Here is a 21375-nt window from a genome sequence, read left to right as displayed (position 1 = left end):
AGCGCAATACTTGGGTTATGCCTGAACGCCAGCCAGACCGCAACGTGCTGGGCGGCCCCTTGGAACCGTGCGGCACCGAACCAATGACAGGTTTCTACCGCGACGGTTGTTGCTCCACCGGGCCCGAAGACGTGGGCTGGCATACGATCTGCGCCGTCGTGACCGCCGAGTTTTTGGAGCACCAGCGTTCCATCGGCAACGACCTTTCCACGCCGGTGCCCGAGTACCGGTTCCCCGGCCTCTTACCCGGTGACCGGTGGTGCGTCACCGCGGTGAATTGGCTGCGGGCACACCACGACGGTTGTGCGGCGCCGGTGGTGTTGGCGTCGACTCACCAGCGCACCCTCGAGGTGGTGCCGCTCGAGACGCTGCAGGAACATGCCGTCGACGTGCCCGACGACCTGGCCAATCTGGACCTCTAACGCGGCAATTCCGTCGAGTACAGCCAGGCATTCCACAGCGACCGCAGCGATTCGTCGCAGTAGTTGGCGGCCAGCCCGGTGAAGTCCTCGGTCGCCGCGGTGCCGTGACGGAACTTGGCGGTCCAATCCTTGAGCAGCGCAAAGAATTTCTGGTCGCCCAACTGACCGCGCAGCGCGTGCAGGGTCAACGCACCACGCTTGTACACGCGGTCGTCAAACATGTGGCGCGGCCCGGGATCGCTCAACAGTAGATCTTGCGGCTTGTCCCGCAGCTGCGCGTGATAGTGGTCGGCCCACTCGCCGGCGCTGCGGCCGCCGCTGTGTTCCGACCACAACCACTCCGCGTAGCACGCGAACCCTTCGTGCAGCCAGATGTCACGCCAGCGTCGCGCGGTCACCGAGTTGCCGAACCACTGGTGGGCCAGCTCGTGCGCGATCAGCCTTTCGCTGTGCCGGCTGCCATCGCAGTGGTTGGCGCCGAAGATCGAAATCCCTTGCGCCTCAAGCGGTATTTCGAGGTCATCGTCGGTGACCACCACCGTATAGCCGTTCGCCAACGGGTACGGTCCGAACAGCTCGATGAACAACTCCATCATCTGTGGCTGTCGGGCGAAGTCATGGTCGAAGTCGTCCAACAATCGCTCGGGCAGCGCGGCTTGGATCGGCACTGGAGTCTTGGGCAGTCGCACCATCTCGTAGACGCCGATCTGCAGGGTGATCAGATAGGTCGAGGTCGGCTCGGGTTGCTCGTAGGTCCACACGGTCTGCGACGCTCGCGTCCGCCGCGACACCAGCTTGCCGTTGGCGACCACGCGGTAGCGGCTTTCGGTGCTGATCCGGATGCGGTAGGCGGCCTTGGCGCTGGGATGGTCATCGCAGGGAAACCACGACGCCGCGCCGTTGGGTTGGCCGGCAACCAGCGCTCCATCGGTGAGTTCCTCGAAACCCACATCGCCCCACAGTGTTCGGAGCGGCTTCGGATTTCCGCTGTAGCGCACGACAACCACCAGCGCCGCACCGCTGGCCAGCTTCGAGGCCAGCGTGATGCGCAATTTGCCGTCCCGGCAGGCGAATCGGGCGGCGCGCTTGTCGTTCACCGTCACCTTCGACACGTTGAGCGCGCTGGAGCTGTCGAGGGTGAATTCCTGCAGTTCGGTGAGTGTCACTGCGGTGATCGTCACCGACCCCGCCAGCCGATTGATCGAGACCTTGTACTCCAGGTCCAACTCATAGCGCGACACCCGGTAACCCAAGTTGCCGTTCTGCGGCAGATACGGGTCGATCGCCCCGTTCTGCCCGGACTTCTTCGCCGAGGACTTCACGCGGCCGGGCTCTCGACGGGGTCGGCGGTGTTCTTGCGCCCCGACTTCTTGCGGCGCAAATCCCACGGGCGGATCGGATTGCCCTGCCAGCGGGTCGATCCCGGTACCACGTCGCCGCGCACCACGAGCGACGCCGGCCCGACGGTCGCTCCCGCGCCCAACCGGGCCGCGGGCAGCGCGACGCAGTGCGGGCCCAGCGTGGCCCCCGGTTCGAGGACGACGCTGTCCATCCGCATGATCCGGTCGTGGAAGAGATGGGTCTGCACCACGCAGCCGCGGTTGACCGTGCTACCGGAACCCAGGCTGACCAGATCCGCCTCTGGTAGCCAATAGGTTTCACACCAGGTGCCGCGACCGATCTTGGCGCCCAGGGCGCGCAGCCACAGGTTAAGCACCGGCGTGCCGCTGGCGGCGCGCGCGAACCATGGCGCGGCAACGGTTTCCACGAACGTGTCGGCAAGCTCATTGCGCCACACGAATGACGACCAAAGCGGGAACTCGCTGGCGTTGATCCGACCCACGACAAGCCATTTCACGGCGGCAGTGGCCGCGCCGGCGATCACACCGGCGGCCAGTAGCACCAGGCCGCCGCACAGTGCCGTCCACCAAAAGCCGAACCGCAACGCCAGCAGCTGAAGGGTGCCCAGCACCGCCAGGCCGATCAGCGCGGTCACCACGACCGGCAGCAGTCGGCAGATCTCGACCGCCGCGCGCATCACCTTCAACCGCGTCGGTGGCTCGTAGGTGGTTGCGACGTCGGCCTCGGCGGGGCGCCGGCGCAGCCGCATCGGGGGACTGCCCAGCCAGGACGAGCCGCGCTTGGCCTTCGGCGGCGTTGCGGACAGCACGGCCACCAACCCGTCGTCGGGCACCCGTCGGCCCGGCTGGGTGATGCCGGAATTGCCGAGGAAGGCGCGTCGGCCGACGGTCGTCTCGGCCGCGTAGATCCACCCGCCGCCGAGTTCGTAGGAGGCGACCATGGTGTCGTCGGCGAGGAACGCCCCGTCCTCGATCACGGAGAACTTCGGGGTCAGCAGCACCGTGGAGATCTCGGTACCGCGGCCGACCCGGGCGCCCAGGATGCGCAGCCAAACCGGCGTCGCCAGGCTGGCATACAGCGGGAACAGGTAGATGCGGGCGGCGTCCATCAGCCGTTCGGTGGTCCACAGCTGCCAGCCGGCGCGGCTGCGCACCGGGTGGTAGCCCTGGCGCAGCCCGATCGACAACACCCGCACCCCGACCACGGTCACCAGCGCGTAGACAGCCAGCGCGGCCAGCGTCGCCACCGGCGTCCACAGCAGCGCGGGCAGCACCGCCTCCGCCAGACTGCGGGTGCGGTGCACGGCGAACCCGATCACCGTGAGGCCGGTCGCGACCGCCAGCAGGGGAAGGCCGGCGAGTACCAGCGAGGTCAGGCCGTACATGGCCACCCAGTGCGACCTGGGCGCCGGTCGTTCGTCGGGCCAGGGATGGTTGACCCGACCGGACTTCGCCGCCGGCGAACCCTTCCAGTACTGGCCGTTCTTGATCTTGTCGACGACTCCCGAACCCGGCGCCACGTCGGCGTTCTTACCTACGACGGCGCCGGGCAGCAGCGTGGTCCGGGCGCCGATCGTCGCGTCGTTGCCGATGGTGATCGTGCCGAGATGGAATACGTCCCCGTCAATCCAATGGCCACACAGGTCGACTTCGGGTTCGATGGCGCTGCGTTGCCCGACCTTGAGCAGACCCGTCACCGGCGGCATCGAGTGCAGGTCGACGCCCTTGCCGATCTCGGCGCCCAGCGCCCGCGCGTAGTAGGCCAGCCACGGTGCCCCGGCCAGGTTCTCGGCGCCGCTGGCCTGCGCCAGCCGCTCGGCGAACCACACCCGCAGATGGACCGAGCCGCCCCGCGGGTAGCTGCCGGGCTTGACGTTCCACAGCAGGACGCGGGCGAACAGCACCGCGATGCCCATCCGGCCCAACGGCGTCACGAACATGAGGAACGCCACCGCGACGACCCGCCAGTTCACCGCGACCGTCCAGGGCAGCACATGTAGAGCACGGGCAATGTTGTTCCCCAACGCCAGCCAGGTAACCCACTGCAGCGCGGCCAGCGTCGCCAACGGCAGGGCCGCGCCGAGCTGGATCAGCTGGGCCAGTCGGGGGGTGGGTCGCACCACGCGTTCGGTGACCTGCGGTGGCGGGTCGAGTTCGTCGAGAAACCCGGCGAGCGAACCGAGTCGCGGGTGGTCGTACAGGTCCGCGACGGTGATCTGCTGGTACTGCTGCCGCAGTGCGGCGACCAGTTGCGCGGCGGCCAGTGAGCCGCCCCCGAGCGCGAAAAAGTCGGCCTCGGCATCGGCCACCGTCACGCCGAGAAGTTCGCGCCACAGTTCCGCCAGGCGGCCCGCGGTGCCGGCCAGCTGGGGGACGTCCTCGGTGTCGGTGCTGCCAGGTGGTGGCCACGGCAACGCGTCCCGATCGACCTTGCCGGAGGTGCGGGTGGGCAGTTCGTCGATGCGTACCAGCCGCGGCACCAGCGCGGCGGGCAGATGTTCGGCGAGCCGGCTGCGAGCGGCCGCGATGTCGAACAGCGGGTCGGTGCTGACCACGTAGCCGACCAGCACCGACGTGCCCGTGCCGGTTTGGCGGACTGCCGCGGCTCCGCCGCTGACCCCGGGCAGGTTCACCAGCGCAGCGTCGACCTCGCCGAGTTCGATGCGGCGACCGCCGACCTTCACCTGGTCGTCGGCGCGCCCGCAGAAGTACAGGCCGTCCTCTTCGAGGCGTACCAAGTCACCGCTGCGGTAGGCGCGCGCCCACCCCAGGGTCGGCATCGGCGCGTACTTCTCGGCGTCCTTGTCCGGGTCGAGGTAGCGGGCCAGACCCACCCCGCCGATCACCAGCTCGCCGACCTCGCCGTAGCCGACAGGTTCGCCGTCCTTGTCGACGACGGCCAGATCCCACCCGGCCAGGGGCAGTCCGATGCTGATGGGGCCGACGCCGTCGAGCTTGGTCGCGCAGGCGACCACGGTCGCCTCGGTGGGCCCGTAGGTGTTCCACACCTCACGCCCGTCCACCACCAGCCGCTCGGCCAGCTCTGGTGGGCAGGCTTCGCCGCCAAAGATCAACAGCCGCACCGCTTCCAGAGCTTCCGCGGGCCACAGCGCGGCCAACGACGGCACCGTGGACACCACGGTCACGTCCCGGGTGACCAGCCACGGCCCCAGGTCCATGCCGCTGCGCACCAGTGACCGCGGCGCGGGCACCAGACAGGCGCCGTGACGCCAGGCCAGCCACATCTCTTCGCAGGAGGCGTCGAAGGCCACCGACAACCCGGCAAGCACCCGGTCGCCCGGTCCAATGGGGTTGTCCCGCAAAAAGATCTGCGCCTCGGCGTCGACGAACGCGGCGGCACTGCGGTGCGTGACGGCGACCCCTTTGGGCGTGCCGGTGGAACCGGACGTGAAGATGATCCATGCATCGTCCCGTGCCAGCGGGTTGCCGGCGCGCCAGCCCCTCGATGAGCCGAGGGTGCGGTGAATGCCGTTCTCGGTGATGACCGCAACGACTCCGGCCTCGCCGAAAACCAATTCCGCGCGTTCGTCGGGGTCGTCGGCGTCGACGGGCACGTACGCCGCGCCGGTGGCCAAGATGGCCAGGATCGCCACGTACAGCGAATAGCTGCCCGAGGGCATCCGCACCCCGATCCGGTCCCCGCGACCCACACCCCTGGCGGCCAGCCACTCCACGCTGTCCTTCATGTCCTCGAGCAGCTCGCTGTAGGTGAGCTGGACCTCGCCGTCGTCGATCGCGGCCGCATCCGGGTAGCGTGCTGCGGTTTCGTTGATGATGTCGATCAGCGTTCGCGGACTGGGTGCGTCAGCCGACAAGACGTACTGCGCGGGGAGCACGCAATATTCTTACGCGAACCCCGGCGCCGACGTGGCTCTGGTCTACCGTGGGTTCGATGCGGTACGAACTGGATGTCGTCGTCGTAGGCGCCGGGCTCGCCGGTCTTTCCGCGGCCCGCAAGCTGGTCGCCGCCGGGAAGACGGTGCGCGTTCTCGAAGCCCGGGACCGCGTCGGGGGCCGCAATTTCGGCGGGTTCTTGAGCAACGGCGTGCCGGTCGAGCTGGGCGGCCAGTGGGTGGGACCGGGTCAGGACGTGGTGCTCGAGTTGATCGCCGAACTCGGTTTGGAAACCTTCCCCACCTACGACACCGGTGAGGCAATCACCTTCGTCGACGGTGCCGCGCTGCGCTACTCCGACGCGAGCTTCGGCCTCCCGCAGGAAAATGTCGCCGAGATCTATCGGGTCTGGGGCGAACTCGAGACTTTGGCGGCGTCGGTTCCGATCACCTCGCCGTGGCAGGCGCCCGAAGCGGCCGACCTGGACCGGCAGACCTTCGACGGCTGGCTATCCGCAAACACGACCGATTCCGTGGCGCTGCGGTTCTTCCGGCTCATCGTACCGACCCTGTTCTGCGCGGAGACCCCAGAGCTTTCGTTGCTGCACTTTCTCTTCTACATCCGCTCCGGCAACGGCCTGGCGTCGTTGCTCGCCGTCACCGGCGGGGCCCAGGAGCTCCGCGTGGTAGGGGGGACGCACCGCATTTCCGAACGGATGGCCGAGGAGCTTGGTGACCGAGTCCAGCTCGGCGCCGTGGTACGGACCATCGCCGCGACGGGCGACGGCGTCACGGTCAGCTACGAGGACGCCGAGGCCAGCACCTCGGACACGGTGACGGGTCGTCACGTCATCGTCGCGATTCCGCCGACCCTGGCAGGACGGATCCGTTACCTGCCGCCACTCCCGGCCGCGCGTGACGCCCTGACCCAGCAGTTCCCCGCGGGATCGGTGATCAAGATCCATGTGGGCTATCCGAGGCCGTTCTGGCGGGACGACGGTTTGAGTGGCCTAGTGACCAGCCTCGACGACGCATTCAACCTCGTCATGGACAACTCCCCACCGGACGGGTCCTGCGGGGTACTGGTCGGGTTCATCGACGGCGCGCATGCCCGAGCGGCGGCCGAGTTGCCGAAGGAGCAGCGCCACAAGCTCGTCGTTGACACGCTGGTGAAGTACTTCGGGCCCCAGGCCGCAGAGCCCTTCGACATCGTCGAACAGGACTGGAATGCCGAGGAATTCACCCGCGGCTGCTACGGCGGTCGCCTCGCGGCGGGCGCGTTGACTCAGTTCGGCAAGGCACTGGCCGAGCCGGTAGGGCGCATCCATTGGGCCGGGGCCGAGACCGTGCAGGAGTGGAGCGGATACATGGACGGCGCGATCCGCTCCGGCCGGCGTGCCGCCGACGAGATCCTGGCCGCCGGGTAGGTTGGCCGCGTGCGGCGGGTGGCGATCCTCGACGACTATGCCGGTGCGGCTTTACAACTCGCAGACTGGTCACCGGTACAGAGTCGGGCCGAGATCACGTCTTTCGACCGGCACCTGTCCGAGGCGGAGGCCGCCGAGCAGCTGCGGCCGTTCGACGTGGTCTGCACCCTGCGAGAGCGGATGGCATTCACGCGCAGCCTGATCGAGCGGTTGCCGAACCTCAAGCTCATCACCATCGTTGGTCGCAGCCTGCCCAACCTGGACCTGGCAGCGGCCACCGAAAACGGTGTCCTGGTGGCACATTCGGACTTTGCCCACCCGCGATTCCGTTCCGTCCGGGACGCCACACCGGAGTTCGCGTGGGGGCTGCTGATTGCCACGGTGCGCAATTTGGCGGAGGAACACCGCCGCATGCGCGAAGGTGGCTGGCAGACCACCACGGGTATGACGCTGTCCGGCAAGACTCTTGGGCTAGTGGGACTCGGCCGAGTCGGCAAACGCATGGCCGAGTACGCGAAAGCCTTTGGCATGGAGGTCATTGCGTGGAGTCAGAACCTCACGGCGGAAACCGCAGCGTCGGTTGGTGCACGGAGGGTTGAGAAGTCGGCGCTCTTTGCTGAATCCGATGTGGTCTCCATACACGTCGTACTCTCCGAACGCACACGTGGTCTGGTGGGAGAGTCGGAGTTCGCAGCGATGAAGCCAAACGCGTACCTGATCAACACGTCTCGTGGACCGATCGTGGAAGAGGAGGCACTGATCGAGGCGCTGCGGACCGGCTGCATCGCCGGGGCCGGGCTGGATGTCTTTGACGTAGAACCACTTCCGCGCGATCACCCGTTGCGATCGCTACCGAACGTGACGCTGGCGCCGCACTTGGGCTATGTGACCCGCGAGATGCTCAGCGTCTTCTATACCGACACGGTCGAGGCCGTGGTAGCCTGGTTGGACGGCACCCCTGCCCGGATCGCCAATCCCGAAGCGCAGGCTCGATGAGCTCTAAGAGATGAGCGCGGTGACAATCGATGTCGTCTCGCGCAGGGCATTTTCGCCAATGGCACCAATCGGCTCATCGAGTGCTGAGCTCGGTAGCCATTGCACCAACTCTGGTAAGAGAGTGCCTTGCGGCTGGTCGACCGTGACCACCATCGCCATGACGTCGTCCGGAATCGGGCCGGGAACAAACGGGCAGGTGATTAGCCGTCCGGTGTCGGCGGCGAGGTGAATCGAGTTGGACAGGACCGCGACGTAGAGCTGGCGGTCGGTGTCGAGTCGGGGAGCGATGTCGCCAGGGGTGATCACAGACCTGCGGTCCGATTGGCCTGGTGAACATGGGTGGCATACGAGTCGATGTTCAACGCTGGAACGGTCTTCGTGGTGTAGCTATGCAGCGCTAGGCGGAGATGCTCATTGCGCAGCGCCCGCTCGATTAACTCCGATCGGTTCAAGCCGGCCGCCTTGGCGTCTGCATCAGCCGCGGCGAGCACAGATTCCTCCACCGTCACAGAAATCTTACTTTTGGCCATACATCTATCCTACCGCCCGACGACCCTGTACGTGTCCGTCACGCGGTCGGCCTCCTCTTCCAGTGCCGGCTCTTCAACGCTTCCAGCGCCTCGGTGACGTAGCTGTCCAGCGGCTGGACCGCCTTGGACTGCCGCACCCACTGCTGGAACCCGAAATCGGCTGCGGCGAAGCACAGTTGAACCAGCAGCCCGGGCCGGATATCGACGTCGGGGTCGCAGCCCATGCGTTCGGCGATCAACTTCGTCGCCCGCTCCTTGTCGGCGGGCGTGTGCACCGTGAGCTTGCCGAGCAGCTCAGGGGCGACGAGCAGCGCTTCCCGCCATTCCTCGGTATCGGCCTCGTCGAACGAGCGGGTGCGCGTGACGATGGCGTTGATGAGCGCGACGTCCGGCGACTCGTTGGCGGGCCGTTGCTCCAGCAGGTTGACGATCGCCGCACCGCCGTGGCGCACCGGCGCCAGCAACAGTTCTTCCTTGGTCGGCACGTGCCGGAAGAACGTACGCGGCGAAACGCCCGCGGCCACAGCGATTTCCTCGGTCGTCACGCGGTCATAGCCTCGCTCGATGAACAGCCGGAACGCCGCTCGTCTGATGTCGGCCCGGACCTGTGCGCGCTGCCGGTCTCGCAATGACCCCGTCATCGGAAGGACCCGATTCCACCGTCGACGTGGATGGTCATAGCGCTAGGCCGTAGTTCCCCCCGCTGAGTGGGTTCTGAATCCCCGATGTTGTTCGTGAGCAGGTGTTTGGCGTTCATGCGGGCGTACTAATGTAGTCATGTATTATGCATGGCATTGCTCGGCGTGTTAACTTGGCATATCGTAGATATAGCGCGGATAAGTTGATATAAAGTAATCATGTACGTGACTCGGGTTCCCAACCGTGGGTCACCGCCAGCGGTGCTGTTGCGGGAGTCCTACCGCGACAACGGCAAAGTCAAAACACGCACCCTGGCCAACTTGTCACACTGGCCCGAGCGCAAGGTGGAAAAGCTACAGCGTGCCCTCAAAGGCCTGCCGGCCACGCGGGATCTGGCCGAGTCGTTTGAGGTCTCCCGCAGCCTGCCCCATGGGCACGTGGCCGCAGTGCTGGGCACCGCCCGGACCCTGGGCGTCGAAGATCTCATCGACGCGACACCATCGCGGCGGCGCGACCTGGTCACCGCGATGCTGGTAGCCCAGGTCATCGCCCCGGAATCCAAGCTGGCCACCGCACGCGGTTTGCGCACCCAGACCGCCACCAGCTCACTGGGCGAGGTGCTGGGGGTCAGTGGGGCCGATGAGGACGACCTGTACGCGGCGATGGACTGGGCGCTGGCCCGCAAAGATGCCATCGAAACCGCGCTGGCCGCCCGGCATCTGAACGATGGCACCCTAGTGCTCTACGACGTGTCCTCGGCGGCCTTTGAGGGCCGCACCTGCCCCCTGGGCAAGATCGGACACGCCCGTGACGGGGTCAAAGGACGTTTGCAGATCGTCTACGGGCTGCTGGCCACCACCGCCGGGATACCGGTTGCCATCGAAGTGTTCGACGGCAACACCGCTGACCGAAAACGTTGACCGCCCAAATCAATAAGCTGAAAAACCGGTTCGGACTGTCGCGGGTGGCCCTTGTCGGCGATCGCGGCATGATCACCAGCGCGCGCATCACCGAGGAACTACGCCCTGCCGGTCTGGACTGGATCACCGCGCTGCGCGCCCGCAGATCAAGGCCCTTGTGCAAGCCGACGCCCTGCAGCTGAGCTTGTTCGACGAACACGACCTCGCTGAGATCAACTCCCCGGACTATCCCGGCGAACGCCTGGTCTGCTGCCACAACCCGCTCTAGCTCAAAAGCGCACCCAAAACGCCAAGACCTGTTGGCCGCCACCGAAAACAACTCACCGCCATTACCGACGCCACCACCCGAACCCGCCGACCCTTGCGCGGCAAAGACGATATCGCGCTACGGGTAGGCAAGGTGATCAACCACTACAAGATGGCCAAACACTTCCACATCACCATCACCGACAACTCATTCACCTTCACCCGCAACGAAGACGCCATCGCCGCCGAAGCCGCCCTCGACGGCATCTACGTGCTGCGTACCAACCTGCCCAAATCCGCCCTGGGCCGTGACGATGTGGTGTTGCGCTACAAGGGACTCGAAGACGTCGAACGCTTCTTCCGGACCCTCAACAGTGAACTTGACGTGCGACCCATCCGCCACCACCTCGCCGACCGGGTCCGCGCCCACATGTTCCTACGCATGCTGTCCTACTACATCAGCTGGCACATGAAACAAGCCCTGGCCCCCCTGCTGTTTCGCGACCACGACAAACCCGCAGCCGCCGCCAAACGCACCAACCCCGTTGCCCCCGCTCAACGTTCCGATGCCGCCCTAGCCAAAGCCTCCCGCAAACGCACCACCGACGACACCCCGGTGCACAGCTTCACCAGCCTGCTCGCCGACCTAGCCACCATCTGCGCCAGCCACATCCAGCCCGCCGACGACATGCCCACGTTCACCAAATTCACCACCCCCACCGCACTACAACACCACGCCTTCGAACTACTCGGCCTCACCCACCGCCTGGGCTACAAGTAGTCATGCAGACAACACAAAACCCCAGGTCACGGCACACTCATCACCAAACCAGGGGGAACTACGGGCTAGGCGGGCCGCCGGTCGTCCCGCGAAGAGCGGCAGATCCAGGTAGGTCTTGATGCCCGGGTCGGCGGCGCACACGTCGGGGATGGCGTTGACGCAGTGGTTGGCGGTGGCCACGATCCCTGGGTTACGTTGCAGCCCTTCGGCAATCGATTCCGGCTGCAGTCCCTGGAAGGTCAGCTTCACGGTTGGGTCGCCGGTAATCTCCACTTCGAAGCGCTCGCCTTGGCCACCGAAATTCCAGCCTGGATCAAGATTTTCCTCGCCCATCAACCAGTTGACCGCCGCCGTGATGACGGGCTCGCCGTCGACGGTGGCCTGCCAGCGGAATCGCCGCGCCGCCACCGTTCCCGCGGTGATGGGGAAGGGGTCGTAGTCGATGTCGGCGGTGGCCACCGCGATGTCCTGAATGGTCTTGATCGTAGGGTCGATGCGAAATCCCATGTGTTCAGCGATCATTCGCACCGACATCTTGAAACCTGATTCGAGTAAGGCAGCCATCGGCCCCTGCACGGCTTGCTCGGGCGTCCCACCGAAGCCCATGATGTGGCGCACCACGTCGGGAGCGTTGTAGGTACGAATGTCGGAGAATTCCTCGGCGCGCACGTGGGTGACCGCCGACGAGAGCGACGACAGCATGAGCGGAAAGCGCTCCGTGATGCCGCCCGGATGGATTCCCGACCCGTGCAGTGTCACCCCACCTTCGCGCGCGGCGGCGTCGATCGCCTGGACGGCCGGGTTGTTGAAGTCGGGATAGACCCAGCCCAACGGCGTGACCACGTTCTTTCCGGACCGCAAAATCGCCACGACCTCTTGATCATTGGGGACCAGCGGGCTGTACATGACGCAGTCGGCGTCGAGGGCCAGCAACCCGTCGATGTCGCTGGTGGCGATCACCCCGAGTGCGTCGGTGCCGACGATGTCGCCGACGTCCAATCCGCTCTTTTGCGCGCTGTGCACCCAGCAGCCGACCAGTTCAAGCTGCGGGTGGTTGAGCACGCATTCGATGGCGGCCTTGCCGACACCACCGGTCGCCCATTGAATGACACGAAGCGTGGCCGGACCACTCATCGCCAGACCTCCCTTTACAAGCCCCATCCCCGAGTGGCACGTTATGACTTATTGACAGTGACTGTCAACGAACCGGAACAACCCGGAAAAACCCACTAGGGGGCGGGTGTGCGGTGAATAATGAGCAAAGCTCACCGCGGACACTGGGAGGGCGGCATGCGTCGGGCGTTCATCGCGGCACTGGCATTTCCCTTGGCGGCCGGCTGGGTCGCGATGCCCCACGCCGCTGCGGACGATCCGGTGTGCACCACCACCCGGTGCTCGTTCCTGGCGCCGTCCCACAACCTGGGCTGCGAGTTGAGCTACCACCGCGGCAATGGCATCGCCGACGAAACCTATTGCCAGACCGACTCGCCCGCCCAGTCGGTGCGCATGGGCCCTGACGGAACGTTCAAGACCTGTGCCGGTGTTTCCTGCATCGGCAATGCGAGCGAAGACACCCCAACGCTCGAATACGGCTCAACGGCCTCAGTCGGACCTTTCAGCTGCCGATCGGAGACCAGCGGCGTCACCTGTACGGTCACCACCGGCCGCGGGTTCACCATCTCCAGCTCCGGAATTACCGCCGTCGGGTAACGCGCCACGGCGACCAAGCTGTCCTCAACTGTCAAAAAAGTGTCCTCTGCTGTCAAGACACAGGGGTATCGTCGGGTGCATCGTAGGTGCGCAGGCTCCTGCTCCGACCGCGGGCACCGACGGCCCCAAACGGACGCAAACGGAGTGTCGCACCGACCCGAAGATTTGCGCGAGGGCCCAGTCGACGACGACCACCTGCGCTTCGCAATACAGGAGTACATGCCATGGAACTGATGTCACCGGTCGACTCGCTATTTCTGGCGGCTGAGTCTCGTGAGCACCCCTTGCACGTCGGCTCGCTGCAACTGTTCACCCCGCCGTCCGGGGCGGGACGCGGATTCGTACGCGAGATTCATCAGGCGATGTTGAAGTCCACCGAGCTGGCACCGCTATTCCGTAAGCGCCCCATGGGAGTTCACGGCGCCTTCAGCAACTTCAGCTGGACACTCGACCACGACGTCGACCTCGACTACCACGTGCGCCGCTCCGCCCTACCGACCCCTGGGCGGGTACGTGAACTGCTGGAGTTGACGTCCCGGCTGCATTCCAACCTGCTCGACCGGCACCGCCCACTGTGGGAGACCCACCTCATCGAGGGCCTCAAAGATGGCCGCTTCGCGATCTATTCGAAGATCCATCACGCGTTGGTCGACGGGGTGTCGGGACTGTCGTTGATGCGTCAGTCGATGAGCACCGATCCCGACGCCGACGAATTCCGTGCCGCCTGGGCACCGGCGCCGCAGCGTGCGTCGCGTGACCGCAACCGAAGCAACCCGTTGCAACAACTCGGGGGGATCCTGGGATCCGTTGCGGGACTGGCTCCGTCGACGGCCCGGCTGGCGCGCGCGGCGCTACTGGAACAGCAGCTGACGCTGCCGTTCGGCGCGCCGCGCACCATGCTGAACGTCTCGGTCGGGGGAGCCCGCCGCTGCGCGGCGCAGTCCTGGGAACTCGACCGCGTCAAGGCGATCAAGGACGTGGCCGGGGTGAGCCTCAACGATGTGGTGCTGGCCATGTGTGCGGGTGCGCTGCGCGCATACCTGGAAGAAAACGAAGCCCTGCCGGATGCCCCGTTGGTGGCCATGGTTCCGGTCAATCTGCGCAACGACGGGGATGCCGTCGGCGGCAACAGGATTGGTGCGGTGCTGTGCAATCTGGCAACCGACCGCTACGACCCGGCCGATCGGCTCGAATCCATCCACGCGTCGATGTACAACAACAAGAAGGTGATGTCGCAGCTGCCCCGGGCCCAGGCGATGGCGCTGTCGCTGACGATGCTCAGCCCGGCTGCGCTCAACACCTTGCCCGGATTGGCCACGGCGACCCCGCCGCCGTTCAACGTGTGCATCTCCAATGTGCCCGGCTCGCGTGCGCCGCTCTACCTCAAGGGTGCCCGGATGGTGGGCAACTACCCGATGTCATTGGCGCTCAACGGACAAGCGCTCAACATCACCCTCACCAGCACCGTCGACAGTCTCGACTTCGGGCTGGTTGGTTGCCGGCGCAGCATCCCGCATCTGCAGCGCCTGCTCAGTCACCTGGACACGTCGCTGAAGGAACTGGAGCGGGCGGTCGGCCTCTGACCCGTAGCCCCGCGGGTCATGGCGCGGTAGGACGCCGGGCCCACGCCGAACCATCTCTTGCTGGACCGGGTCAAAACGCTCTGCTCGGCGTAGCCGAGTTCGCGGGCCAGGTGTGACAGGCTGATTCTGGTGGTCCGCAGGTAGCGATCGGCGGCATCCTTGCGGACCTCGTCGACCAGAGCCGCGAACGTGGTGTGTTCGTGAGCAAGTCTGCGCTGCAACGTTTTCGGATGCAGATGAAACTGCTCGGCGACCACGTCGAGGGTCGCCGCGCCGGTGGGCAACAGCTGCCGAACGATGGCTCGCGCCGATTCCACGATTCCGGCGCCCAGCGGGGTGATGCTGCTGAGGTAGTCCACGACCGCACGGTGGGCGAGGTCGTCACGGTTGAGCGTGCGGGCGAGGTCAGCCGTCCGCACCGTGAATCCGCTCGTGCGCTGGGCGAAGTGCGGTGTGCAGCCGAAGTACCGGGTGTAATCCGACGGCGACGTGAGAGGGTCGTGCGGCAGGTGCACCGAGATGGGCGCATACGTGGTCCCCATGAGCAGGTGGATCACCCTGAGTGAGACGCCGAGCGCCAGTTCCAGCGTCTGGGGGCTGGTGGCGGCCCGGTCGAGCAGGAACTCGATCGCGATGAAGGACTGGGCCGGGTCGGGCAGGGGGGTGATCCGAATCGAGATCGCCGGACTGTAGGCCGCCATGAAGGTGTTGAATATCGCCATCGCATCGGCGACCGTCGCAGCAGTTCGCGCCGCCACCCCGACCGGGCCCAGGATCTCGATCCCTTGCCGCTCGGCCAACCGGCGGCCGAAATCCGGTGTGTCGGTTACCTGCGCGGCCGACTCGACCGCTCGTATCGCGGCGTGGAGAGGTATGAACGCGTCGTAGTTGCCGACGTCCTGTTCGCGGACGCCCGCCGCGCGCAGTAAGGCGGACGGGTCACCGCCCAGCTCGGTGACCAGGCCCGGGTAACTCCAGATCCCCGTTCCCCGCACCACGGACATGTTCCGACCCTACGGCGAACAGACAAAATGCTCTTGCTTCAGGGCAATGTCAGGGCTATTTGTGTCTTCTCGCCGTCGGCGGGGTCCGGTAGGAATAGCTGCATGGAACTGATGATGCCCACCGACTCGATGTTTCTGTTCACCGAATCGCGGGAGCATCCCATGCACGTGGGCGGCTTGTCGCTGTTCGAGCCGCCGGAAGGGGCCGGCCGAGAGTTCGTCCGCGACTTCTACGAAGCGCTAGTTGCGAACGACGAATTCCAGCCCACCTTCCGCAAGCACCCCGCCACGATCGGGGGTGGAATCGCGCGGGTCGCTTGGGCCTACGACGACGAAGTCGACATGGACTACCACGTCCGTCGTTCGGCGCTACCCGCGCCGGGACGCGTGCGCGATCTGCTCGAACTGACCTCGAGGCTGCACACCAGCCTGCTCGACCGGCACCGGCCGCTGTGGGAACTGCACGTGGTGGAGGGGCTGGCCGACGGGCGATTCGCCCTGTACACCAAGATGCACCACGCCTTGATCGACGGTGTGTCGGCGGTGAAGCTGATGCAACGCACGATGTCGACCGACCCGAACGACACCCAGGTCAAAGCGATGTGGAACCTGCCACGCCCGCCGAAGTCGGCGTCCGACGGCTCAGGCGGCCCAAGTGCGTCGAGCGCGTTGAGCGCGCTGACGGGAACCGTCAAAGGACTCGCCGGGATCGCCCCGTCGACCTTGAAGCTGGCCCGTGCCGCCCTGCTCGAGCAGCAACTGACGCTGCCCTTCGCAGCGCCGCACACCATGTTGAACCGCAAGGTCGGGGGTGCTCGTCGATGTGCCGCCCAGTCCTGGTCGCTGGATCGGATCAAGGCCGTCAAGCAGGCGGCGGGCGTGTCGGTCAACGACGCGGTGTTGGCAATGTGCGCCGGTGCGCTGCGCTACTACCTCATCGAGCAAGACGCGTTGCCGAATGCGCCGCTGGTGGCGATGGTGCCGGTGAGTCTGCGTTCGGAAGCGGACGCCGACCGCGGCGGCAACAAGGTGGGCAGCATCCTGTGCAACCTGGCCACGAACCTCGAGGACCCGGCGAAGCGGATCGAGGTCATCGGCGAGTCCATGCGTCGCAACAAGAAGGTGCTCGCGGAACTGCCGCAATATCAGGTCCTGGCTTTGTCGGCGCTCAACATGGCGCCGCTGACGCTGGCAGGCGTGCCGGGCTTCCTCTCCGCGGTGCCGCCGCCATTCAACATCGTCATCTCCAACGTGCCCGGGGTGAGCGAGCCGCTGTATTACGGCGGTGCCCGGCTCGACGGCAGCTACCCGCTGTCCAACATCCCGGAGGGGCAGGCGTTGAACATCACGCTGGTCAACAACGCGGGCAACCTGGACTTCGGGCTGGTCGGATGCCGGCGCAGCGTGCCACACCTGCAGCGGCTGCTCGGGCATCTTGAGACCTCGCTGAAGGATCTGGAACAGGCCGTCGGGGTCTGACGACCAGCGTGCCCAAACTCAGCGCGGGTGTGCTGCTGTTCCGGGAGCGTGACGGCGTCGTCGAGGTCCTCGTTGCGCATCCGGGTGGTCCCTTCTGGGCCCGAAAGGACGACGGCGCCTGGTCAATTCCGAAGGGCGAGTACGACGAGGGCGAGGATCCCTGGTTGGCCGCCCAGCGGGAGTTCGCCGAGGAGCTAGGCATGCCGGTACCCGACGGACCGCGCATCGACCTGGCGTCGGCGAAACAACCCGGCGGCAAAGTGGTCACCGCCTACGCGGTGCACAGCGACCTGGACATCACCGCGGCGCGCAGCAACACCTTCGAACTGGAATGGCCTAGAGGCTCGGGCAAGATGCGCGAGTTTCCCGAGGTCGACCGGGTCGGCTGGTTCCCGGTGGCGCGGGCCCGCACCAAACTGCTCAAAGGCCAGCGCGTCTTTCTCGACCGATTGATGGCGCATCCGACGGTGGCAGAGTTGAGCGAAGGCTAGCCGGCGCGCCGGGTCCGCCGACGAACCAGGACGAAGCCCACCAGGCCGACGACTACCAGGACCACCAGCACCACGGCAACGAGCAGCTCGAGCGGGATGGTCGCGTCGTCATAGACGATCTGGACCTGTCGGTACGATTCGTCGTTCGGTGCGTTCCCGAACGTGAAATCCGAAGAGATCCGGGATGTTTCGTCGATGTCGACCTGGATCTTGGTGAGGTACCCGCCGTGGCTGGCGGTCAATTCGCGCAGCAAGGGGTCCCGAACGTCGCCGGCGATGTTGCCGGCGAACTGAACTTGGGTGGTCTGGTGCGTGGCGTCGTCGTCGGTGCGCTGTTGTCGGTGATCGGACAGGGTGAAGATCGTGACGCGTTGCGGCCCTTGCGCAGCGACCGACAGCCGCATCGGATAGACGAGCCGCGGCGACCGGAACGTCAGTCGCACCGGATCCAGGCCGCCGACGATGTGGGTTGTGCTCGTCAGCCGCATGGCCACGAACGCCCAGCCGTCCCGCACATAGGGGTCGAGCGCGCTCGACACAGCCGGTCGGATGGCATATCCGTTGTCGGACAACCACTTTTGTAGGCCGGCCAGGTCGCCGCCGGCCAGGGTGGTGGCCTCCAGCGGGCCCAGGTGCACCTGCGAAAGCACCTGTGGCCCTGGGGCGGCGACGGCAGCGTCGGTATCGGTGGCGGACGACGAACCGGGCCCGATGCGCCACCTGCGTTGGTGCTCGATCTTGGGAGCGGTGAGTCGGGACAACTCGGTGAAGGCGGCCTTGTCCGTCGTCGTCACCACCGCCGGCGTGGGCGTCGGCACCACCAGTGCGAGGTTGTCGGTGGAGGAATCCAACCCGAGCCGCATCACGATGTTCTCGGTCGTTCCGTCCCAATGCAGGAGTGCGACTTCGCTGTTCATCCGCGCGTCCGCGCCGCTCGGTGGGATCGCGGCGCCACATGCGCAGGCTTGGCTCGGCGGAGCCAGCACCATGCCGCCGAGCAGAACAACGACGATGACTCCTAACCGGACCACGGCCGCGCGCAGCATGCCGCCGATGCTACGCGTGATGCGCAGGCACAATGTGTAGATGCCGAGGCCTTTGCAGACGAGCGAGCGGACCAGCGAGCAAACCGAAACCCAGGCGCTGCTACTGGAATTGCTCGACCCTGCCCACCGGGCCGACCCATACGCGGTCTTTGCGAAGTTTCGTGACCACGGGCCGCTGCCGCTGCCAGGAGCCAACCTCACCTTTTTCTCCTCGTACGGGGATTGCGACGAGATTTTGCGGCACCCGTCGTCGAGCAGCGACCGGCTCAACTCGACGGCGGTGCAGCGGCAGATCGCGGAGGGCGCGACGGTACGACCGCTGGGCCCGCCCGGATTCTTGTTCCTCGATCCCCCTGACCACACCCGGTTACGTCGCTTGGTGAGCAAGGCATTCGTCCCGAAGGTGGTCAACGCGTTGCAGCCCGATATCAGCGCGTTGGTGGACGACATGCTGACCCGGTTCGCCGCGGCCGGCAAATTCGACGTCATCGACGACTTCGCGTATCCGCTTCCCGTCGCGGTCATTTGCCGGCTGCTCGGTGTGCCCTTGGAGGACGAGCCGCAGTTCAGTCGGGCATCGGCAATGCTGGCGCAATCACTGGACCCGTTGATGTCCAGCCCCGAAAGCGAAGAGCTATGGCAGGAGCAGTTGCAGGCGGGCCTGTGGTTACGCGATTACTTGCGCGGACTGATCGAGCTGCGCCGGTCCCATCCCGGCGATGATTTGATGTCCGGCCTGGTCGCCGTCGAAGAGGCCGGAGACCAGCTGACCACCGAGGAGATCGTCTCCACCTGCAACCTGCTGCTGATAGCCGGACACGAGACCACGGTGAACCTGATCGCCAACGCCGTCTTGGCGATGCTGCGCGACCGCACGCAGTGGACGGCGCTGGCCAGTGATGCCCAGCGCGTCTCGGCGGTCATCGAGGAGACCCTGCGGTACGACCCGCCCGTGCAGTTGGTCGGTCGAATCGCCGCCGCGGACATGACGATCGGCGACTACGACGTCGCCAAGGGCGACACCATGGTGCTGCTGCTCGGCGCGGCCCAACGCGATCCCGCCGAGTTCGACCGACCGGATGCCTTCGATCCGGACCGAGGCACGTCGCGGCACTTGGGGTTTGGCCGCGGACTGCACTACTGCCTGGGCGCGCCGCTAGCCAGACTCGAGGCCAGCGTGGCCTTGTCGAAGCTAACGGCGCGTTTCCCAGACGCGCGGATGGTGGGCGAGCCGCAGTACAAGCCGAACGTCACGCTGCGCGGACTATCGGCGTTGACGGTCGCGGTCTGATCGCTTACGCGAACGGATCCGTGCCCGAGCCGTTCACGACCCGGCCGCCGCCCAGCCTGATGGCCAGCGGGATGGGCGTGCCAATCTCCTTGGTGGCTTCGGCGTCGTAATAGGCGCCGATGGTGTACTCGCCTTCGCTCTCGATCGTGAACGAGAGGTCGTAGGTGAAGCAACGGTATTTGGACGGCTTCGTGTCGTCGTCCGGCCATTCCCACGCCGATCGGATCGCCCCGCGTCGTTCGCCGCGCGGGTCTTTGGCCACGACGAACAGCTCCGGGTCGTAATCCCCGCCGGCCGGCGCGTGCACAACGAGGACGACCGGAACCGTTAGCCACATGGGGATTTGGTCGACTTCGAAGCTGGTCGTGGGAATGCGCGCGGCATTGACCGCGCCGTTTTCGATCGTGGCGGAGCCCGCCACCAGGAGTGCTGCTACATGCATCCCGACAGCTTAAAGGTGCGTCCGGCCAACGCAAGCAGCAATCCCGTTTTAATTTGACGCGCCGGGTCCGAGGCCGGGAACAATGTCGTCGAGTTTGAAGGTCAGGGGCTGCTCGAGTTGTTCGTAGGTACATGAACGCGGGTCGCGATCCGGGCGCCACCGATTGAATTGGGCGGTGTGCCGGAAACGAACTCCCTCCATGTGGTCATAGCGGACTTCGACTACTCGCTCGGGTCGCAGCGGCACGAATGACAGGTCCTTGCCGGCATTCCAGCGGGAGAACTCGTTCTTGCGCGGGGTGCGTTCGCCGGCTTCATGGGCGGCCCAGTTCCACGGGTGGTTGTCGAAGTCGGTGACCAGCGGCTGCAGTTCGGTGAACAGCCGTCGTCGCTCGGCCATCGGAAACGCGCCGATCACTCCGACCGACGCGAGCTGTCCGTCCTCCTGGTAGAGCCCGAGCAGCAGCGAGCCGATCGCGTCGCCGCCGGACTTGTGCACCCGATACCCGGCGACGACGCAGTCGGCGGTCCGCTCGTGCTTGATCTTGAACATCACCCGCTTGTCCGGCTGGTAGGTGACGGTCAGCGGCTTGGCGACGACGCCGTCGAGGCCGGCGCCTTCGAACTCCTCGAACCAACGTTGCGCGGTGTCCAGGTCGGTGGTCGCGGGCGTGACGTGGATGGACGGGCCCGAGCCCGCGAGGGCGTCGACGAGGGCGGCACGCCGCTCGCTGAACGGGCGCTTGGTGTAGTCGTCGTCGCCCAGGGCCAGCAGATCGAACGCGATGAAAGACGCCGGGGTGTGCTCGGCGAGCATCCGCACCCGAGAATCGGCCGGATGAATGCGCTGCTGCAGCGCCTCGAAATCCAGGCCGTGATCGGTCGCGATGACGATCTCGCCGTCGACGACGCAGCGCTGCGGCAGCTCGGCCTTGACCGCGGCCACCAGCTCGGGAAAGTAGCGGGTCATGGGCCGTTCGTTTCGGCTGCCCAGCTCGACACTGTCGCCGTCCCGGAAGCAAATGGACCGGAACCCGTCCCACTTGGGCTCATACGACGCGTCCGGCGGGATCGTCTTGACCGACTTCGCCAGCATCGGCGACACGGGGGGCATAACAGGTAAGTCCATCAATTCATTCTTGCGTGCGGCATGC

18 protein-coding genes and 1 pseudogene are annotated in these 21375 nt (G+C 66.1%); 9 read left to right on the top strand and 10 right to left on the bottom strand.

The annotated features are described in order from the left end of the window. Positions 1–17: 17 nt before the first annotated feature. Positions 18–422, top strand: coding sequence for a DUF2237 family protein (locus G6N68_RS26665; protein ID WP_163719190.1), 405 nt, complete (start codon positions 18–20; stop codon positions 420–422). On the opposite strand, the gene G6N68_RS26660 is transcribed toward G6N68_RS26665, so the two are convergent. Then, positions 419–1744, bottom strand: coding sequence for a M1 family metallopeptidase (locus G6N68_RS26660; RefSeq protein ID WP_163719189.1), 1326 nt, complete (start codon positions 1742–1744; stop codon positions 419–421). The genes G6N68_RS26665 and G6N68_RS26660 overlap by 4 nt on opposite strands. After that, positions 1741–5640 (bottom strand): Pls/PosA family non-ribosomal peptide synthetase, encoded by a 3900-nt coding sequence (locus G6N68_RS26655; RefSeq protein WP_163719188.1) that lies wholly within the window; start codon positions 5638–5640, stop codon positions 1741–1743. Before G6N68_RS26655 ends, G6N68_RS26660 begins: the two co-directional genes overlap by 4 nt. 56 nt (positions 5641–5696) lie before the next feature. Between G6N68_RS26655 and G6N68_RS26650 the strand changes: the two genes are divergently transcribed. Next, positions 5697–7064 carry a flavin monoamine oxidase family protein gene (locus G6N68_RS26650; RefSeq protein WP_163719187.1) on the top strand — a complete coding sequence of 456 codons (1368 nt, stop codon included), beginning with the start codon at positions 5697–5699 and terminating at the stop codon, positions 7062–7064. A gap of 9 nt (positions 7065–7073) precedes the next feature. Continuing rightward, positions 7074–8060 carry a D-2-hydroxyacid dehydrogenase family protein gene (locus G6N68_RS26645; protein ID WP_163719186.1) on the top strand — a complete coding sequence of 329 codons (987 nt, stop codon included), beginning with the start codon at positions 7074–7076 and terminating at the stop codon, positions 8058–8060. A gap of 3 nt (positions 8061–8063) precedes the next feature. Here the strand turns inward: G6N68_RS26645 and G6N68_RS26640 are convergent, their stop codons facing one another. From G6N68_RS26640 to G6N68_RS26630, 3 genes are read right to left on the bottom strand one after another with little or no spacing between them, the layout of a single operon-like run. Continuing rightward, positions 8064–8366 carry a toxin gene (locus G6N68_RS26640; protein WP_163719185.1) on the bottom strand — a complete coding sequence of 101 codons (303 nt, stop codon included), beginning with the start codon at positions 8364–8366 and terminating at the stop codon, positions 8064–8066. Further along, positions 8363–8590: a ribbon-helix-helix protein, CopG family gene (locus tag G6N68_RS26635; RefSeq protein WP_163719184.1), complete on the bottom strand. Its 228-nt coding sequence runs from the start codon at positions 8588–8590 to the stop codon at positions 8363–8365. The genes G6N68_RS26640 and G6N68_RS26635 overlap by 4 nt, the downstream gene beginning before the upstream one ends. Positions 8591–8628: 38 nt before the next feature. Beyond that, positions 8629–9231, bottom strand: coding sequence for a TetR/AcrR family transcriptional regulator (locus tag G6N68_RS26630; RefSeq protein ID WP_163719183.1), 603 nt, complete (start codon positions 9229–9231; stop codon positions 8629–8631). A 216-nt stretch (positions 9232–9447) separates the two neighbouring features. On the opposite strand from G6N68_RS26630, the pseudogene G6N68_RS26625 reads away from it, so the two are divergent. Then, a pseudogene (locus tag G6N68_RS26625) lies at positions 9448–11176 on the top strand (IS1634 family transposase). Here G6N68_RS26625 and G6N68_RS26620 read toward each other — a convergent pair. After that, on the bottom strand, positions 11177–12310 hold the full coding sequence (locus tag G6N68_RS26620; protein WP_163719182.1) for an NAD(P)H-dependent amine dehydrogenase family protein: 1134 nt from the start codon (positions 12308–12310) through the stop codon (positions 11177–11179). 120 nt (positions 12311–12430) lie between these two features. Here G6N68_RS26620 and G6N68_RS26615 point away from each other — a divergent pair, with 120 nt between their 5' ends. Further along, positions 12431–12886, top strand: a complete 456-nt coding sequence (locus G6N68_RS26615) for a hypothetical protein (RefSeq protein WP_240355925.1) — start codon at positions 12431–12433, stop codon at positions 12884–12886. A 233-nt stretch (positions 12887–13119) separates the two neighbouring features. Continuing rightward, positions 13120–14469, top strand: a complete 1350-nt coding sequence (locus tag G6N68_RS26610) for a WS/DGAT/MGAT family O-acyltransferase (RefSeq protein WP_163719958.1) — start codon at positions 13120–13122, stop codon at positions 14467–14469. Here G6N68_RS26610 and G6N68_RS26605 read toward each other — a convergent pair. Then, positions 14421–15473: an AraC family transcriptional regulator gene (locus G6N68_RS26605; protein ID WP_163719181.1), complete on the bottom strand. Its 1053-nt coding sequence runs from the start codon at positions 15471–15473 to the stop codon at positions 14421–14423. The genes G6N68_RS26610 and G6N68_RS26605 overlap by 49 nt on opposite strands. 102 nt (positions 15474–15575) lie before the next feature. Between G6N68_RS26605 and G6N68_RS26600 the strand changes: the two genes are divergently transcribed. Beyond that, positions 15576–16952 (top strand): WS/DGAT/MGAT family O-acyltransferase, encoded by a 1377-nt coding sequence (locus G6N68_RS26600; protein WP_163719180.1) that lies wholly within the window; start codon positions 15576–15578, stop codon positions 16950–16952. A gap of 8 nt (positions 16953–16960) precedes the next feature. After that, on the top strand, positions 16961–17443 hold the full coding sequence (locus G6N68_RS26595) for an NUDIX hydrolase (protein WP_163719179.1): 483 nt from the start codon (positions 16961–16963) through the stop codon (positions 17441–17443). Here the strand turns inward: G6N68_RS26595 and G6N68_RS26590 are convergent. Beyond that, the gene (locus G6N68_RS26590; protein ID WP_240355924.1) at positions 17440–18489 is read right to left on the bottom strand and encodes a DUF2330 domain-containing protein; all 1050 of its coding nucleotides are present in this window, start codon (positions 18487–18489) and stop codon (positions 17440–17442) included. The genes G6N68_RS26595 and G6N68_RS26590 overlap by 4 nt on opposite strands. 40 nt (positions 18490–18529) lie before the next feature. Here G6N68_RS26590 and G6N68_RS26585 point away from each other — a divergent pair, with 40 nt between their 5' ends. Continuing rightward, a complete protein-coding gene (locus G6N68_RS26585) occupies positions 18530–19780 on the top strand; it encodes a cytochrome P450 (protein ID WP_163719178.1) in 1251 nt (416 codons plus the stop codon). A gap of 4 nt (positions 19781–19784) precedes the next feature. On the opposite strand, the gene G6N68_RS26580 is transcribed toward G6N68_RS26585, so the two are convergent. Then, a complete protein-coding gene (locus G6N68_RS26580; RefSeq protein ID WP_163719177.1) occupies positions 19785–20222 on the bottom strand; it encodes a hypothetical protein in 438 nt (145 codons plus the stop codon). A gap of 48 nt (positions 20223–20270) precedes the next feature. Next, the gene (locus G6N68_RS26575) at positions 20271–21350 is read right to left on the bottom strand and encodes an ATP-dependent DNA ligase (protein ID WP_163719176.1); all 1080 of its coding nucleotides are present in this window, start codon (positions 21348–21350) and stop codon (positions 20271–20273) included. Between the last annotated feature and the right edge of the window lie 25 nt (positions 21351–21375).

Origin of the sequence: Mycobacterium bourgelatii, assembly GCF_010723575.1 — a bacterium.
Lineage (GTDB): Bacteria > Actinomycetota > Actinomycetes > Mycobacteriales > Mycobacteriaceae > Mycobacterium > Mycobacterium bourgelatii.
Note: the sequence above shows the minus strand (reverse complement) of the source record. Positions and strands in the feature narration are given on the sequence as shown.